The organism is Phreatobacter cathodiphilus (assembly GCF_003008515.1).
Taxonomy (GTDB): domain Bacteria; phylum Pseudomonadota; class Alphaproteobacteria; order Rhizobiales; family Phreatobacteraceae; genus Phreatobacter; species Phreatobacter cathodiphilus.
In genome coordinates, this window is record NZ_CP027668.1 from 1,954,582 (window position 1) to 1,970,821 (window position 16,240).

At 68.6% G+C, this 16,240-nt stretch carries 12 protein-coding genes and 1 tRNA gene; 4 read left to right on the forward strand and 9 right to left on the reverse strand.

What is annotated here, in order from left to right; all coding sequences use genetic code 11:
* Nucleotides 1–23 precede the first annotated feature (23 nt).
* Nucleotides 24–1,589: a putative bifunctional diguanylate cyclase/phosphodiesterase gene (locus C6569_RS09580; protein WP_106748630.1), complete on the reverse strand. Its 1,566-nt coding sequence runs from the start codon at nt 1,587–1,589 to the stop codon at nt 24–26.
* Nucleotides 1,590–1,743: 154 nt separating this feature from the next.
* Nucleotides 1,744–3,156 (reverse strand): magnesium transporter, encoded by a 1,413-nt coding sequence (gene mgtE / locus C6569_RS09585; protein ID WP_106748631.1) that lies wholly within the window; start codon nt 3,154–3,156, stop codon nt 1,744–1,746.
* Nucleotides 3,157–3,277: 121 nt separating this feature from the next.
* On the opposite strand from mgtE, the gene C6569_RS09590 reads away from it, so the two are divergent.
* A complete protein-coding gene (locus C6569_RS09590; RefSeq protein ID WP_106748632.1) occupies nt 3,278–4,051 on the forward strand; it encodes a polysaccharide deacetylase family protein in 774 nt (257 codons plus the stop codon).
* A 29-nt stretch (nt 4,052–4,080) separates the two neighbouring features.
* On the opposite strand, the gene C6569_RS09595 is transcribed toward C6569_RS09590, so the two are convergent.
* Nucleotides 4,081–5,673, reverse strand: coding sequence for an ABC transporter substrate-binding protein (locus C6569_RS09595; RefSeq protein ID WP_106748633.1), 1,593 nt, complete (start codon nt 5,671–5,673; stop codon nt 4,081–4,083).
* Nucleotides 5,674–6,137: 464 nt separating this feature from the next.
* Between C6569_RS09595 and C6569_RS09600 the strand changes: the two genes are divergently transcribed.
* Nucleotides 6,138–6,581, forward strand: a complete 444-nt coding sequence (locus C6569_RS09600) for a tripartite tricarboxylate transporter TctB family protein (RefSeq protein ID WP_181313976.1) — start codon at nt 6,138–6,140, stop codon at nt 6,579–6,581.
* Nucleotide 6,582: 1 nt separating this feature from the next.
* The gene (locus C6569_RS09605; RefSeq protein ID WP_106748635.1) at nt 6,583–8,097 is read left to right on the forward strand and encodes a tripartite tricarboxylate transporter permease; all 1,515 of its coding nucleotides are present in this window, start codon (nt 6,583–6,585) and stop codon (nt 8,095–8,097) included.
* A 106-nt stretch (nt 8,098–8,203) separates the two neighbouring features.
* On the opposite strand, the gene C6569_RS09610 is transcribed toward C6569_RS09605, so the two are convergent.
* The 3 genes from C6569_RS09610 to C6569_RS09620 form a co-directional block, all read right to left on the reverse strand.
* Nucleotides 8,204–8,288 (reverse strand) — tRNA-Leu (locus C6569_RS09610).
* Nucleotides 8,289–8,372: 84 nt separating this feature from the next.
* On the reverse strand, nt 8,373–10,394 hold the full coding sequence (locus tag C6569_RS09615; protein ID WP_106748636.1) for an acetyl-CoA carboxylase biotin carboxylase subunit: 2,022 nt from the start codon (nt 10,392–10,394) through the stop codon (nt 8,373–8,375).
* Nucleotides 10,395–10,550: 156 nt separating this feature from the next.
* Nucleotides 10,551–11,117: an NADPH-dependent FMN reductase gene (locus C6569_RS09620; protein ID WP_106748637.1), complete on the reverse strand. Its 567-nt coding sequence runs from the start codon at nt 11,115–11,117 to the stop codon at nt 10,551–10,553.
* 129 nt (nt 11,118–11,246) lie between these two features.
* On the opposite strand from C6569_RS09620, the gene C6569_RS09625 reads away from it, so the two are divergent.
* The gene (locus tag C6569_RS09625) at nt 11,247–11,684 is read left to right on the forward strand and encodes a winged helix-turn-helix transcriptional regulator (protein ID WP_106748638.1); all 438 of its coding nucleotides are present in this window, start codon (nt 11,247–11,249) and stop codon (nt 11,682–11,684) included.
* On the opposite strand, the gene ppx is transcribed toward C6569_RS09625, so the two are convergent.
* The 3 genes from ppx to C6569_RS09640 form a co-directional block, all read right to left on the reverse strand.
* Complete coding sequence (ppx, locus tag C6569_RS09630; protein WP_106748639.1) at nt 11,674–13,254, reverse strand: exopolyphosphatase; 1,581 nt, start codon at nt 13,252–13,254, stop codon at nt 11,674–11,676. The two genes, C6569_RS09625 and ppx, sit on opposite strands and share 11 nt — an antisense overlap.
* Nucleotides 13,187–15,454, reverse strand: a complete 2,268-nt coding sequence (locus tag C6569_RS09635) for an RNA degradosome polyphosphate kinase (protein ID WP_106748640.1) — start codon at nt 15,452–15,454, stop codon at nt 13,187–13,189. Before C6569_RS09635 ends, ppx begins: the two co-directional genes overlap by 68 nt.
* Nucleotides 15,455–15,542: 88 nt before the next feature.
* Nucleotides 15,543–16,208, reverse strand: a complete 666-nt coding sequence (locus tag C6569_RS09640) for an HdaA/DnaA family protein (protein ID WP_245898287.1) — start codon at nt 16,206–16,208, stop codon at nt 15,543–15,545.
* Between the last annotated feature and the right edge of the window lie 32 nt (nt 16,209–16,240).

A 16,240-nucleotide genomic window follows, 5' to 3' on the forward strand; every position in this document is an offset into this window, starting at 1 on the left:
GCCGGCGCGATGACCTTTGCAGGTCATGCCACCGCGCGATGCCCCTCCCCGCCGTCCGGCGCGAGACCGAAGTGAGCCTCGAATCCCGCCAGGGGCATGGGCCGGCCGAAATGATAGCCCTGCATGCGGTGGCAGCCGGCCGCCCTGAGGAAGCGCGCCTGGTCCGCCGTCTCCACGCCCTCGGCAACGACCGAGAGGCCGAGGGCGCGGCCGAGATTGACCACGCAGTGCAGGATGGTGGCGGCTTCGGCGCCGTTGTCGAGATCGGTGACGAAGCTGCGGTCGACCTTCAGCGCGTCGAGCTCGAACTTGCGCAGGTAGCTGAGCGAGGAGAAGCCGGTACCGAAATCGTCCAGCGCCACCTTCACGCCCAGCGCCCGGATGGCGCGGATCGCGTGCAGCGCATGGTCGGCATTCTCGATCATCACGCCTTCGGTGATCTCCAGCACCAGCCGCTCCGGCGGCAGGCCGGAGGCCTCCAGCGCCGCCCGGACGTTCAAGATGAAGTCGTCGCGGCGGAACTCCAGCGGCGAGACGTTGACGGAGACGAAGGGCCCGTCCCAGCGCGCCGCCGCCCGGCAGGCCTGGCGCAGCACCACCTGGCCGAGCTGGTGAATGAGACCGCTGGTCTCCGCCAACGGGATGAACTCCACCGGCAGGATCCGGCCGCGATAGCTGTGGTTCCAGCGCGCCAGCGCCTCGGCCCCCTCCAGCCTCTGTCCGTCCGCCGAGAAGATCGGCTGCAGCTCGATGGAAATTTCGCCGTTGATCAACGCACCGCGCAGCTCGCGTTCGAGGTAGCGGCGGTGCGATTCGTCGCGGTCCATGTCGGGATGGAAGGCGACGGCACAGTTCTTTCCGGCGGCCTTGGCGGCATAGAGCGCCCGGTCCGCCCGGCGCATCAGGTCGTCGCGGCTCGCGGTACGGTCCTCCGTCGACAGGAATCCGATGGAGACGCCGACGCCGAGCGCATGGCCGTCGCAGGGGATCGGTTTGCGAATGGCGGCGATGATCATGCGGCAGGCCGCGGCAATGTCCGTGGCGGCCGGCGACCCCTGGATCAGCACGGCGAACTCATCGCCCCCGAGGCGGCCGATCACCGCCTCCGGGCCGCAGACGAAGCGCAGGCGGCGCGCCACCTCGGCGAGCACCGTGTCGCCGGCATGGTGGCCAAACGTGTCGTTGATCTCCTTGAAGTGGTCGAGGTCGAGCAGCAGGAGCGTGAGGCCGCCCTTGCGGTCGACGCCGTCGAGGCCCTCTTCGAAGGAGCGGCAGAAGGCGGCCCGGTTGGCGAGGCCCGTGAGCCCGTCGATACCGGGCGGCAGCAGGAAACGCGCCCCCGCGATGACCTGGCGCTGGGCGATGCGCAGAGACCAGAGCAGGCCGAGGGCCGCCAGCGTCGCGGCCAGCGTCATGACGGTGAGCTGGGGCACCCATGAAGCGTCGGCGCCGAGGACGAGCCGGGCCGGGTCGAGGGCGTGATACCCCATGACCCCCGCCAGAACCCCGGACGTGGCAGCGGCGGCACCCGCCGCCCAGACATAGCCGCTCAACGCCGCGTCGGCACGGCGCTTCACCGAAATGGACATTCCCGTTCCCCGGACGGCAGGCCCTTACCGCACCTGTCTAGCGGGCGGGACTTAACGCCCGGTTCCTGCGCCGGCTATGATCACCATCCTTCGGAGGCGCGCAGCGGAACGCCGATCCGGCAAGCATTTCAAAGCGTTGCCACGGCCGCCGGACTCAGATCCTGAACCACCAGCTCGCGATCATGAGGAAGCTGAAGAAGCCGGTCACGTCGGTCACCGTGGTGACGAAGGGGCCCGACGAGATGGCCGGGTCGACCTTCAACCTGTCCAGCGCCAGCGGCACCAGCACCCCGCCGAGCGAGCCCGCCACGAGGTTGCAGACGAGGGCGAGGCCGATCACCACGCCGATGCCGGCATTGGTGAACCAGAAGCTCGCGACGGTCCCCGTGATGAGGGCGAAGGCGATGCCGTTGAAGAGGCCGACCGAGACCTCGCGGCGGACGATGCGCCAGGCGTTGCGCGGGCCGAGCTCGCGGGTCGCCAGTGCGCGCACCGCCACCGTCATGGTCTGGGTCGCGGCGCTGCCACCCTGGCTCGCCACGATGGGGGCGAGGACGGCGAGCGCCACCATCGCCTCGAGCTGGTGCTCGAAGGACTTCAGCACGGTGGTCGCGAGGAAGGCGGTGACCAGGTTGATCAGCAGCCAGCGGAAGCGGCCCTTGGCGGTGGTCCAGACGCTGTCCGAGATCTCCTCGTCCGCCTTGACGCCGCCGAGCGCCTTGATGTCCTCGTCGGCCTCCTCCTCGATGACGTCGACGATGTCGTCGACGGTGAGCACGCCGACGAGGCGGTTGACCTCGTCCACCACCGGCGCGGACAGCAGATTGTAGCGCTCGAAGAGCAGCGCGGCGTCCTCCTGGTCCTCGCTGGCGCCGACCGTGTGCATCTCCTCCTCGAGGATGTCGGTCACCACCACCGGCCGCTTGGCGCGCAGCAGGCGGTCGAGTCGGATATGGCCCTGGAGGTGAAATCCGGGGTCGACGATGAAGATTTCAGTGAAGTCGTCCGGCAGGTCCGCCGCTTCGCGCAGGTGGTCGATGACCTGCCCCACCGTCCAGAACGGCGGCACAGCGATGAACTCGTCCTTCATGCGCCGGCCGGCGGAGCCTTCCGGATAGTCGAAGGCGCGGCGCAGCGCGAAGCTGTCGGCCGGCGACAGCTTGTCGAGGATGGCCGAGCGCTCGTCCTCGTCGAGATCCTCGAGGATGGCGACGGCGTCGTCGGTCTCCAGCGTCGCGATGCCCTCGGCGACGGTGGCGGGGGCCATGTCCTCGAGGATCTCGGCGCGGATGGTCTCGTCGACCTCGTTCAGCGCGTTGAAGTCGAAATCCGAACCGAGAAGCGCCACCGCCCGGCTGCGGTCCTCCGCGTCGAGCTGCGCCAACAGGGCGCCGAGGTCGGCCTCGTGCGCGTCGGAGACGAGGCTCTTCAGGCTCGCGCCGTCCTCCGCGGCGAGGATCGACTGGACGAGTTCCACGACCTCGGGGAGCAGCTCGCCCTCCTCGTCGCGCCAGTCCTTCTCGCGCCATTCCTCGGCCATGGCGGCGGGCGACGTGGTTTCGGCCATGGGGGCCTCCCGGCGGGCACTGGTATCGGATCAGGGATCGGACGTTCTTGGATGCAGTGCAGCGATTTGGCAAGCTGCGACCGGCATTGCCCGCTGCGACTCACCTCAGGACGACGAGCCCATGATCTCCACCCACAGGCCCTCGCGCCGGGCTGTCCTCGGCGCGCTGTCCCTGTCCGCCCTGGCGGCGGGCGGGGCGCAGGCCGCGGAATGCGGGCCGGACCGGCTGGGCACGGCCCGCATCATCCCCGTCTCCACCGCGGGCGGCCTGCGCGTCGGCCGCAAGAGCTATCCGCGCACCCTGCCCCTCGCCCCGGGGGACGTGCTGCTCACCTTCGACGACGGCCCCCATCCCGGCACGACGGAGCCGATCCTCGCGACGCTGGCGCGCGAATGCGTGAAGGCCACCTTCTTCATGATCGGCCGGCAGGCGGCCGCCCACCCTGCCCTCGCCCGGCGGGTGCTCGCCGAGGGCCACACCGTCGGCCACCACTCCAACACCCACCCGATGACGCTGGCGCAACTGCCGCAGGCCCAGGCCGAGGCCGACATCGAGGCCGGTTTCGCCGCCGTGGACCGGGCGCTCTACGGCACCTATTCCGGCCGGCCCCGGACGCCCTTCTTCCGCTATCCCGGCTTCGGCGATTCCGAGCCGCTGAACCAGGGGCTGGCGGCGCGCCAGATCGGCATTTTCGGCGCAGACCTCTGGGCGAGCGACTGGAACGACATGGCGCCCCAGGCCCAGCTCGCCCTGGTGATGCGCCGCCTGAAGCAGACCCGCGGCGGCATCCTGCTGTTCCACGACACGCGACCGCAGACGGCGGCCATGCTGCCGGCCTTCCTCGAGGCCATGCGTCACGAGGGCTACCGCGCGGTCAACATCGTCCCGGCGTGAGGGCGGGCGGCGCGGGCCGCCCGCCCCGATCAGGCCTTGCGCTCGATGTTCCACATGACGGGGAAGCCGAAGTCGATGACCCCCGACAGCTCGGCGCGCCACACGGCCGGGCTCTGGAACTGGCCGGCGATGGGGAATGTCGCGTTCTCCAGCGCGAAAGTCTGGATCTCCTCGGCGATCGCCCTGCGCTTGGCCGGGTCGCTCTCCGCCTCGAACCGTTCGATGGCCGGCACCATGGGCTGCACGCAATAGCCCCAGGGCTGGTTGCCGGTACAGTTGAAGCCGACGCCGAGATTGGACAGCGGGTCGGACATGTCGAAGCCGGTATAGACGACCGGAATGACGCTCCAGCCGCCTTGGTCGAGCGGATTCTTCTGCACCCAGCGCTGGGCGATCGCCGACCATTCGAGGCCCTGCACGTCGACGTTGAAGCCGGCCCGCTTCATCCGGTCGATGAGCACGGCACCGAAGGGATTGAGCAGCGGGCTGTCGAGCGGGTGCAGCACGACGATCTTTTCGCCCTTGTAGCCGGCCTCGGCCAGCAGCGCCTTGGCCTTGTCGATGCTCGGATTGGCGATCGCGTCGCTGCCGCCCTTGTTCTCGAACGGCGCGCCGCACATGAACATGGAGGTGCAGTCGGGCTTGCCGAGGTCGCCGCCGAAGCCGGCGCCGGCCAGCACCTCGCCGCGGTCGAGGCACTGCTGGATGGCGCGGCGGACGAGGACGTTGTCCATCGGCGCCTGGAAGTGGTTGATCGACACCGCATACATCAGGTTGGCGCGCCCGCTCGCCTGGGCGAAGACCAGGTTGCGGTCCCGCCGCATGCGCGGCACGAGGTCCACCGGCGCATATTCCAGATAGTCGACCTCGCCGCGCGTCAGCGCCGCATAGCGCAGCGCGATGTCCGGCATGGTCAGCATCTCCACCCGGTCGATCTTGGCGATCTTGCCGCCGGCGAGGCCGTCGGCCGGCTCGCTGCGCGGGACGTACTTGTCGAACTTGCGGAAGGTGGCGCGGTCGCCCGGCACCCATTCGCTGCGCTGGAACACATAGGGGCCCGAGCCGACGATCTCCGCGACCTGCTGGGTCGGCGGCGTCGCCGAGGCGATACGCGCCGGCATGATCATCGGCACGTGGACGGAGGGCTTGCCCAGCGCGTCGATGACGCCGCCGAAGGGGCGCGACAGCTTCAGGGTGAAGGCGTCGGGGCCGTCGGCGGTGAGTTCGGCGGTGGCCGCCATCAGGCGCCGGCCGATGGAGTCGCGGCTGCCCCAGCGCTTCAGCGAGGCGATGACGTCCTCGGAGGTCACCTTCTGGCCGTCGTGGAACATCAGGCCACCGCGCAGCTTGAACTTCCAGGTCAGCCGGTCGGCGCTGACCTCCCAGCCCTCCAGCATCTGCGGCTTGTATTCGCCCTTGCCGTCCAATGAGACCAGCGTGTCGAAGACCATGTAGCCGAAATTGCGCGTCACGAAGGACGGCGAGGAAATCGGGTCGAGGTTCTGCAGGCCGACATTGACGACGAAGCGCAGGGGCCTGGCCTGGCCCTGGGCGAAGCCGATCCGCGGCGCGGCGAGGATGGCCGCTGCTGCGACAAGGCCCTGGCGACGGGTGATGCGCATGGAAAGCTCCCTCGGTCCGTCGGCTGTGCGGATGCCGGCGGCGCCCCGACGATGACGCAGCCTCCCGTCGGGGAGCCTAGGGGAGTTGGGTCCGGGCCAGACATGCGAAGTTGACAAGACAGCCGGTCCCGAACGGCACAACGCTATCGGTCAGCGATACGGAAGAGGTGGAAGACGGCGCGGATCCGGCCGTCTGTGGCGACGGGTCGCGCCCGACCGAAGAGGCCGGTTGAAGTTTCAGATGATGCACCGGAGCACCGCTTTCCCGACGTCAGCGCCGGTAAATCCTCCCAGAATCCTTCGACGCCACCGTGGTTCCGGCCAAGCAGGGTCGCCCGACACCGGGTCGTTGCTTGCCCGTGTCCGGCCTCGATGACTATGAATGGCCCGGGCCGGGATCGGCAAACGTCCATCCCGCATTCAGCGCACAATCAAAGACGACCAACAGACGGGAGGAACTCCACGTGCTGCGCATTGATCTTCGCGACCTCATCGGCGGCGGCCTGCTCTTCACGCTCGGGGCATGGTTCCTCTTCCGCTCTCTGCAGATGCATGTCGGCACGAGCACGGCGATGGGACCGGGATACTACCCGATGCTCGCCGCCGGCACGCTGATCACGCTGTCCGTGATCATCGCGGCCTCCTCGCTCTTTCGCCCGGGAGATGTTCCCGAGGTCTCATGGCGCCCCCTTGTGAGCGTCTGCGCGGCGATCCTGTCGTTCGCCATCGTCATGGATTTCCTCGGCCTGATGCCGGCGATCGTCTCCACCGTGGTGATCGCCGCTCTCGCCGACCGCAGGTCGCGCGTCCTGCCGACCCTGCTGTTGGCCGCCGGTCTCTGCGTGGCGGCCTACGTCCTCTTCATCTCGCTGCTCGGCATGCCCATGCAGCCCATCAAGTGGTACTGACATGGATCTGCTGTCCAACATGGCGCTGGGCTTCCAGACCGCCTTCTCCCCCGAAAATCTCGCCTACTGTTTCCTCGGCGTCTTCCTCGGCACCTTCATCGGCGTCCTGCCGGGGATCGGGGCGCTTGCCGCCGTCTCGATGATCCTCCCCGTGACCTTCTACCTGTCGCCGACCGCCGCCCTCGTCATGCTGGCCGGGGTCTACTACGGCGCCGAATATGGCGGCTCCATCGCCTCCATCCTGCTCAATCTCCCCGGCACCCCCTCGGCCGCGGTCACCTGCCTCGACGGCTATCCGATGGCGCAGCAGGGGCGCGCCGGCGAGGCGCTGTTCATGACGACCGTCGCCTCCTTCGTCGGCGGCAGCGTCGGCATCGTGCTGCTCATGGGTTTTGCGCCCCTGCTCTCCCAGGTGGCGCTGGCCTTCGGAGCGGCGGACTACTTCGCGGTCATGCTCTTCGGCTTGCTGGCGGCCAGCGCCATCAGCCAGGGAACCCCGGTCAAGGGCATCGTGATGGTGGTTCTCGGCGTCCTCATCGGCTGCATCGGCGCCGACCTCGAGACCGGCGCGGACCGCTTCACCATGGGCTTTCACAACCTGTTCGACGGCGTCAGCATCATCGCGCTCGCCATGGGCCTTTTCGGCATCTCCGAGATCATCGCCTCGATCCGCGGCAGCCAGCGCCAACCGCCGAAAGCCATCACCTTCCGCTCCATGCTGCCGAAGCCCGGCGAGTTGAAGCGCTCCATCCTGCCCATGGCGCGCGGTGCCGCCATCGGCTCGTTCTTCGGCACGCTTCCCGGCACCGGCCAGACGATCGCCGCCTTCATGAGCTACGCGGTGGAGAAGAAGGTCTCGCGCACGCCCGAACGCTTCGGCAAGGGGGCCGTCGAGGGGGTCATGGCACCGGAGGCGGCCAACAATGCCGCCGCGCAAACCGCCTTCATCCCCACCCTCACCATGGGCATTCCCGGCGCGGCGACCATGGCGCTGATGCTCGGCGCGCTGATGATCCACGGAATCACCCCTGGGCCCATGCTGATGACCAGCCAACCCCAGCTGTTCTGGGGTCTGGTCGCCAGCTTCTGGATCGGCAACGTGCTGCTGGTGATCCTCAACGTGCCGCTGATCGGGCTGTGGGTGCGCATCCTCACCGTGCCCTACCACCTGCTCTACCCGGCCATCCTCGTGCTCATCTGCATCGGCGTCTACAGCGTCAACAACAACGTCTTCGACGTCTATCTGGCGCTCGCCTTCGGCGTGATCGGCTACACGATGCGGGTGCTCGGCTTCGAACCGGCGCCGCTCCTCATCGGCTTCGTGCTGGGGCCGATGATCGAGGAGAACTTCCGGCGCGCCATGCTGATGGCCCGGGGCGACTACCTCAGCCTCTTCGATCGGCCGATCAGCGCGACGCTACTGGCGCTCTGCGCCGTGCTCGTGCTGTGGGCCTTGTACTCCGCGGTCCGGCAGGCCACCCGCCGCCCGACGGCCGAACCGGAACCGGCGTCCTGACGCCTGCCCTACCGGAGGCGTCACGGCCTCTCCGGCAGAGCCTTCCGGCCCCGCACCCGACAGCAAAAAGCCCCGGCGGACTGAGCGTCCACCGGGGCTTCGAATTTGGTGCGGTCGAGAGGACTCGAACCTCCACTCGGTTAAGAACTACCACCTCAAGGTAGCGCGTCTACCAGTTCCGCCACGACCGCAGCGCCGGATTTCTCCGGCGAGGCGCGCTGTCTAGCAGAGCGTTTGGGTGCCTGCAAGGCACAAAGAACGCTCTGTCGACAACCTCATTCGAACTCCATGATGACCGCGTCCACGGCCAGGCTGTCGCCCGCCTTGGCGGCGATGGACTTGACCTTGCCGTCGCGCTCGGCGCGCAGCACGTTCTCCATCTTCATGGCCTCGACGACGCAGAGCGCCTCGCCCGCCTTCACCTCCTGGCCGACCGAGACGGCGATCGACTTGACGAGGCCCGGCATCGGGCAGGTCAGCTTCTTTCCCGTGTCGGCGGCGACCTTCACCGGCATCAGCGCGGCGAGTTCGGCCTCGCGGCGGGTGTAGACATGGGCGGTGGTGGCGATGCCGCGATAGGCGAGCGCGACGCCGTTCGGGACGGTCCGCACCAGGAGGTTCACCGGCCGGCCGTCGACCTGGCCCGCGAGCACCGGCTGGCCCGGCGTCCAGGAGGAGGAGACCGTGTGGGTCTTGAGCTCTGCCCCGCCCGCTCCGTCGAAGATTCGCACCGCGATCTTGCCGCCCTCGTCGATCACCTCGACGTCGTGGCGCGTGCCGGCCATCAGCACGACCCGGTCGCGGTCGAACGCGACCCGGTGGCCCTGGCGCATCTGGCCGGAAATCTTGCGCTTGCGGACGTTCTGGACGTGGTCGATGAAGGCCGCCACCGCCGCCATGACGCCGGCGGCCTCGCCCTCCGGCGGCCGCGCCTTGAACCCTTCCGGATATTCCTCGGCGATGAAGCCGGTCGAGAGCGCCCCCGACTGCCAGCGCGGATGCTGCATCAGGGCGGAGAGGAAGGGGATGTTGTGCTGGATGCCCTCGATGGCGAAGGCGTCGAGGGCGTCCGCCTGCGCCGCGATGGCCTTCTCGCGGGTCGGCGCCCAGGTGACCAGCTTGGCGATCATAGGGTCGTAGTAGAGCGATATCTCGCCGCCCTCGAACACGCCGGTGTCGTTGCGCACCACCGCGTCCCCCGCCGGACCTTCCGCCGGCGGGCGGTAGGTCACGAGCCGGCCGATGGAGGGCAGGAAGTTGCGGTAAGGGTCCTCGGCATAGATGCGGCTCTCCACCGCCCAGCCGTTCAGCTTCACCTGATCCTGCGTCAGGGCGAGTTTCTCGCCGTAGGCGACGCGGATCATCTGCTCCACTAGGTCGATGCCGGTGATCATCTCGGTCACCGGATGCTCCACCTGCAGGCGGGTGTTCATCTCGAGGAAATAGAACGACTTGTCCTGGCCGGCGACGAACTCAACCGTGCCGGCCGAATCGTAGTCCACCGCCTTGGCCAGCGCGACGGCCTGCTCACCCATGGCGCGGCGGGTCGCCTCGTCGAGCAGCGGCGAGGGCGCCTCCTCGATGACCTTCTGGTTGCGGCGCTGGATGGAGCACTCGCGCTCGCCGAGATAGATGACGTTGCCGTGCTTGTCGCCCAGCACCTGGATCTCGATGTGGCGCGGATTGACGATGAACTTTTCGACGAAGACTCGGTCGTCGCCGAAGGAGGATTTCGCCTCGGACTTGGCGAGCGTGAAGCCCTCGGCCACTTCCGATGCTGAATTGGCGATGCGCATGCCCTTGCCGCCGCCGCCGGCCGAGGCCTTGATCATGACGGGATAGCCGATCTCGTCGGCGATGCGGGTGGCGTGCGCCGCATCCTCGATCACGCCGAGAAAGCCCGGAACCGTCGAGACCTTGGCGGCAGCCGCCGCCTTCTTCGATTCGATCTTGTCGCCCATCGCGGCGATGGCGCGCGGATTGGGGCCGATGAAGACGATGCCGTTGTCCTTCAGCGCCTGGGCGAAAGCCTCGCGCTCGGACAGGAACCCGTAACCGGGGTGGATCGCCTCGGCGCCGGTCTGCTTGGCGGCCGCGATGATCTTGTCGATGACGAGATAGCTTTCGGCAGCCGCCGGCGGGCCGATGTGGACGGCCTCGTCCGCCATCTCCACGTGCATGGCGTCACGGTCGGCGTCGGAATAGACGGCGACCGTCTTGATGCCCATCCGCCGCGCGGTCTTGATCACGCGGCAGGCGATCTCGCCGCGGTTGGCGATCAGGATCTTCTTGAACATGCGGGAAGTCTTTCAGGCAGCACGCAAAGTGGAGCAGATCGGACGGGTTCTAGAGCCAAGCCCGCCCGTCCGTCCACTCAGCTAATGGGATGACGACCCGGCGGTACCGGCCGGATGGTCTTGTCCCATGCAAATCGCCTGCCGAAAATGCGCCGTTCAGCCGCGCAGCGGCTTCAGGGCGCCGGCCCATTTGGCGAGTTCGTCGAGCACCTCCTTGGCGCTGGTGGCCATGAGGTCGTTCGGCGTGAACTTGGCGTCCGGGCCGAGGAAGGAGCCGAAGCCGGGCACGGCCACCGCCTGCGGAATGGGCATCATCTTCAGCGTGGTCAGCGTCGGCTTGATCTGCTGCACGGCACGCAGGCCGCCAGACACGCCGCCATAGGCGACGAAGCCGGCCGGCTTGTAGGCCCATTCCTGCGACAGGAAGGTCAGTGCGTTGTAGAGCGCCGGCGACACGCCGTAATTGTATTCCGGAGTGACGAAGACGAAGGCGTCCGCCGCCTTGACGCTGGCCGACCAGGCCTTGGTGTGGTCCTTCTCGTACTTCGCCATGCGCGGATGGTTCGGCTCGTCGAAGACCGGCAGGTCGAAGCTGGCGAGGTCGACCAGCTCGGACGTGAAGGCGCCGTGGGCGTTGGCGACGTCGTTGAACCACGTGCCGAGCTGCGGACCGACGCGGCCCGGACGGGTGCTGGTGATGATCGTGTGGAGCTTGAGGCTCATTGGGGTCTCCTGGGCGGCGCCGCGAGGGGCTTCCGCGATACGGAACTCGTGGTTACTCTTTGTAACCGAGGATAGTCTGGTAACTTATGTTGCATCGCGCAAGAAGGCACAGCGGGGGAAGCAGGGCACATGGATGTAACCGTGGCACATGATGGGCCCGAGGATTGCGCGGCGGTGAAGCCCGTCCTCGCCCGCATCGGCGACAAATGGGTGGTGCTCATCGTCCGCCTGCTGGGACGCAAGGGGCCTCGCCGCTTCAACGAGCTGAGGCGCGAGATCGGCACCATCTCGCAGAGGATGCTCACTCTGTCGCTGCGTGGCCTCGAGCGTGACGGCCTGGTAACCCGCACCGTCCATCCGACCATTCCGCCGCGGGTGGAATATGAACTGACCCCTCTCGGCCGCTCGCTGATGGTCCCGATCAACGCCCTCGGCAACTGGGCCTTCGCCCACCGCGAGGAAATGGACGCCGCCCGGGCGCGCTTCGACCGCCTCCACGGCGCCGCCGAGGCCCCTGCCCCACCAGCCGCCGCGGCCGGCCCGGCGGACGCCGTGTTCAAGGGATGACGCGCAGCTCGGTGTCGCGGCCGACGAGGCGGCCGAGCGTGCGCAGCCGGTTCGACAGCCTGTCGCCGGCGAGCCCCGACAGATCGCCGGCGAGGGTGAGGACGAGCCGGCGGTCCTCGACCCGCAGCGGCGCGCGCGGCAGCGCTCCCGGCATGGCGGCCGAGACCAGATAGGCGACCCGCATGGCCGCGCCCAGGATGCGGGCGCGATCGAGCAGCCGCACCCCGACGAGTTCGCGGATGCGCGGCGACATGAACTCGTCGAGCAGGCCCTCGTGGCGGTAGAAACTCGCCAGCGCCAGATAGGCGCGGCCGGGATGGTCGACGCCGACGAAATTGGCGTGGGCGATGATGTTGAGGCTCTGCTCGCCGCGATAATCGGGATGGGCGCGCCAACCGATGTCGGCGAGGAGGCAGGCGGCGTGGCGCAGTCTCTGCTCCTCGGCGCTCTCCTCCAGATGGGCGACCTGCATGAACCGGTCGGTCCAGGCGATCAGTTCCTCGCCGTGGCGCGGCGAGCGCGAGCGCAGAAGGCAGAGTTCGCGCGCCGCGGCGATCAGCGGGTCGGCGGCTTGCTCCTCCGGATCGAGGAGGTAATAGAGCAGCCCCTCGCGCACGCCGGTGACCGAGATGACCACCCGCTCGATCCGCGCGGCGCGGACCACCGCCTCCAGCACCAAGGCGCCATAGGCCAGCAGCGGCCGGCGGCTCTCGGCCACCACGTCGATGCGCGAGATGGAATCGGTCGGCTGGCGGCTGACGAGATAGCAGAAATCGGCGATCTCCTTCCCCGTCAGGGCGTAGCCGTGCATGACGTTGAGGGGATAGCCGCGCTGGGCCATGTGCAGCTTGGCGAGGGAGCGCCAGGTGCCGCCGACCGCATAAAAGGTCTGGCCCCTGCCCTTCTTGAGGAGATCGACCTTGCCGACCAGCTTGGCGGCGATGCGCTCGGCCTTCTTCACCGACTGGCCCGACGTGTCCTGCAGCGCGAGGCCGCCGAGCGGCAGGGTCACGCCCGTGCCGATGGCCCCGCCTCTGACGTCGACCAGTTCCAGCGAGCCGCCGCCGAGATCGCCGACGATGCCGTTCGGCTGGTACATGCCGGAGACGACGCCGAGGGCCGCATAGGCCGCCTCCTCGCGGCCGGAGAGGAGCTGCAGCGGCACGCCGCAGATGGCCTCGCAGGCGGCGACGAACTCCGCGCCGTTCTTCGCGTCGCGCACGGCCGCGGTCGCCAGGATGTGCAGTTCGCCGACCCGGAGCTGGGTGCAAAGCGCCCGGAAGCGGCGGATCGAGGCCAGCGCCCGCGCCACCGCGTCGTCGGCAAGCCGTCCGGAGGTCTGCACGTTGCGGCCGAGGCCGCACAGCGTCTTCTCGTTGAAGATCGGCGTCGGCGAGCGCGTCAGCGCCTCGTAGACGACGAGGCGGACGGAATTGGACCCGATGTCGATGACCCCGATCGTCGGTCCGAGCTGGAGGCGGCCCGGGGCGATCTCGAACGCGTCACTCGGCAGCCCGCTCGGCCCGGCTTGCGAAACGGCGGGGAGACGATTCTTTGAGCGATTTTCCACGTCCGGACAGACTCGGATTGGTCATGAAGTATTTGTGGGCGTTGAAGGCCTCTTCGCCCTTGGCCGGCTTGATACGCTCCGAGGTCCCGTCCGGCAAGAGACGCCAGCTCTGCTCGTTGTCCTTGAGATTGGCGATCATGATCTGGTCGAGAACCTGCTCGTGCACCGTCGGATTGACCAGCGGGCACAGCACTTCCACGCGCCTGTCGAGGTTGCGCGGCATCAGGTCGGCCGAGGAGATGTAGACCTTGGCCTTGGCGTGCGGCAGGCCGTGGCCGCCACCGAAGGCGTAGATGCGGCTGTGCTCGAGGAAGCGCCCGACGATGGACTTGGCGTGGATGTTGTCGGACAGGCCGGGCACGCCGGGCCTCAGGCAGCAGATGCCGCGCACGACGAGATCGACGCGCACGCCCGCCTGGCTGGCGTCGTAGAGCGCGTCGATGATCATCGGGTCGACGAGCGAATTCATCTTCAGCCAGATGGCGGCGGGCTTGCCGGCCTTGGCGAAGGCGATCTCCTCGGCGATGTGCTCCAGCAGCTTCTTCTTCAGGCTCAGGGGCGAGATCGCCATCGCCTCGAGCTCCTGCGGCTCGGCATAGCCGGTGATGAAGTTGAAGATGCGGGCGACGTCGCGGCCGATCACCGGGTCGTCGGTGAAGTAGGACAGGTCGGTGTAGATGCGCGCCGTGATCGGGTGATAATTACCGGTGCCGACATGGCAGTAGGTCACGAGGTTCTCGCCCTCGCGGCGGATCACCATGGACAGCTTGGCGTGCGTCTTCAGCTCGATGAAGCCGAAGACCACCTGCACGCCGGCGCGCTCGAGGTCGCGGGCCCAGCGGATGTTGGCCTCCTCGTCGAAGCGGGCCTTGAGCTCGACCAGCGCGGTGACGGACTTGCCGGCCTCCGCCGCCTCCGCCAGCGCCTTGACGATGGGCGAGTCTGAGGAGGTGCGGTAGAGCGTCTGCTTGATGGCGACGACGTTGGGGTCGCGCGCCGCCTGGTTGAGGAACTGCACCACCACGTCGAAGCTCTCGTAGGGGTGGTGCACGACCAGGTCCTTCTGCCGGATGGAGGCGAAGCAGTCGCCGCCCTGGTCGCGGATGCGCTCGGGGTATCGCGGCGCATAGGGCACGAACTTCAGGTCGGGCCGCTCCAGCGAGACGAGCTGGGAGAGTTCGTTCAGCGCCAGCACGCCCTCGACGCGGAAGATCTCGTCGTCGACCACGCCCAGCGCCCCGGCGATGAAGTGGCGCAGGTCGTCCGGCATCGAGGCCTCGGCCTCCAGCCGGATGACGGAGCCGCGCCGCCGCCGCTTCAGCGCCGATTCGAAATGCCGGACGAGATCCTCGGCCTCTTCCTCGATCTCCAGGTCGCTGTCGCGGATGATGCGGAAGGCGCCCTGCCCCTTCACGTCGTAGCCGGGGAAGAGCCGGTTGATGAAGAGACCCACCGTCTGCTCCAGCGTCACGAAGCGGCGGGCGCCGGTCTCCGCGAGGTCCGGCAGCTTGATGAAACGGTCGATCTTGGCGGGAACGCGGATCAGCGCCCGCATCGGCCGGCCGTCGGCGATGCGCTGGAGCGCCAGCGCCACCGTGAAGCCGAGATTGGGGATGAAGGGGAAGGGATGCGCCGGGTCGATGGCGAGCGGCGTCAGCACCGGGAAGACGTGGCCGAGGAAATGATCCTCCAGCCAGGCGCGCTCGGCCTTCGTCACGTCGGGAGCGTCGACCAGCACGATGCCCTCGTGCAGCACCTCTTCGCGCAGCTCGCGCCAGCGCTTCTGCTGGTCGGAGGCGAGACTTGCCACCGCCTCGGAGATCTTGGCGAGCTGCTCGACCGGGGTGAGCCCGTCCGGCGAGACGGTGCCGACGCCCTGCAGCACCTGTCCGCGCAGGCCCGCGACGCGCACCATGAAGAACTCGTCGAGGTTGTTGGCCGAAATCGACAGGAAGCGCAGCTGCTCGAGCAGCGGGTGATTGCGGTTGGAGGCCTCCTCCATCACCCGCCGGTTGAACTGCAGCCAGGAGAGCTCGCGGTTGATGAAGCGCTCGGGCTTGTCGCGCAGCTCGCTCCGGGCCACCTCCTGCGCCACCTCGCGCACGGCGGAGGCCGCCGCCTGCGCCTGGCTGCGGCCGAAGCCCTTGACCTCGGCCGCCACGCGCGCCGTTGCATCCTTCTTGGTGTCGCCAGCCGTCATTGGAGCCCCGCGGTGAACTGCGCCACCCATCACCCGCCATCATGACGGGACTGTGACGACCGTCAAACAGGTCGCGGACCCCAACGGCTCAGATGAGGTTCGGTTGCATGATCCGGTCGAGGACCTGGGCTGCGAGAGGCCGCGTCAGCCGCCGGCCCGTCTCCAGCGCCTCGCGGTCGAGCGCCGCCACCAGGCGCCGGGCGGCGTCGAGCGAGCGCTCCATCCGGCGGGCGAGATATTCCACCACCTCGGCATCCACCACGAGCTGACGGTCGGCGAAGAGCTTGACGAGGACGGCGCGCAGGAGCCCGTCCTCCGGCTCGGCGAGGGCCACCGAGGGCAGCGCCCTCAGCCGCGAGGCGAGGTCCTTCAGTCCGACGCCCCAGGAGACCGGCGCCTCGCGCGCCGTCATCAGCACGAAGGCGTCCTCTTCCCGCGCCGTGTTGAGAAGGTGGAACAGCGCCACTTCCGAGGTCTTCGGCCCCGCATCCTCGAGCAGCAGAGCACCGGTGGCCAGCGCGTCTCCCGGCGCCGTCCCGGCGAGGTCGCGGGCGGCGAGGCGACGGGCGCCGGCGAGATCGGCCCAGATCGCGCCGAGATGGCTCTTGCCCGCACCGGGCGGGCCGACCAGCGCGACCACCCGCGCCGGCCAGTCCGGCCAGGATTCGACGAGGTCGAGGGCCGTCTGATTGCACGGCGCGGCGAGGAAATCGTCCCGGGACAGGCTCTCGGGCAGGGTCAGGTCCAGCGCCATCTGGCGCGGTCCCCCCCGCGGTGCGCAGGCAA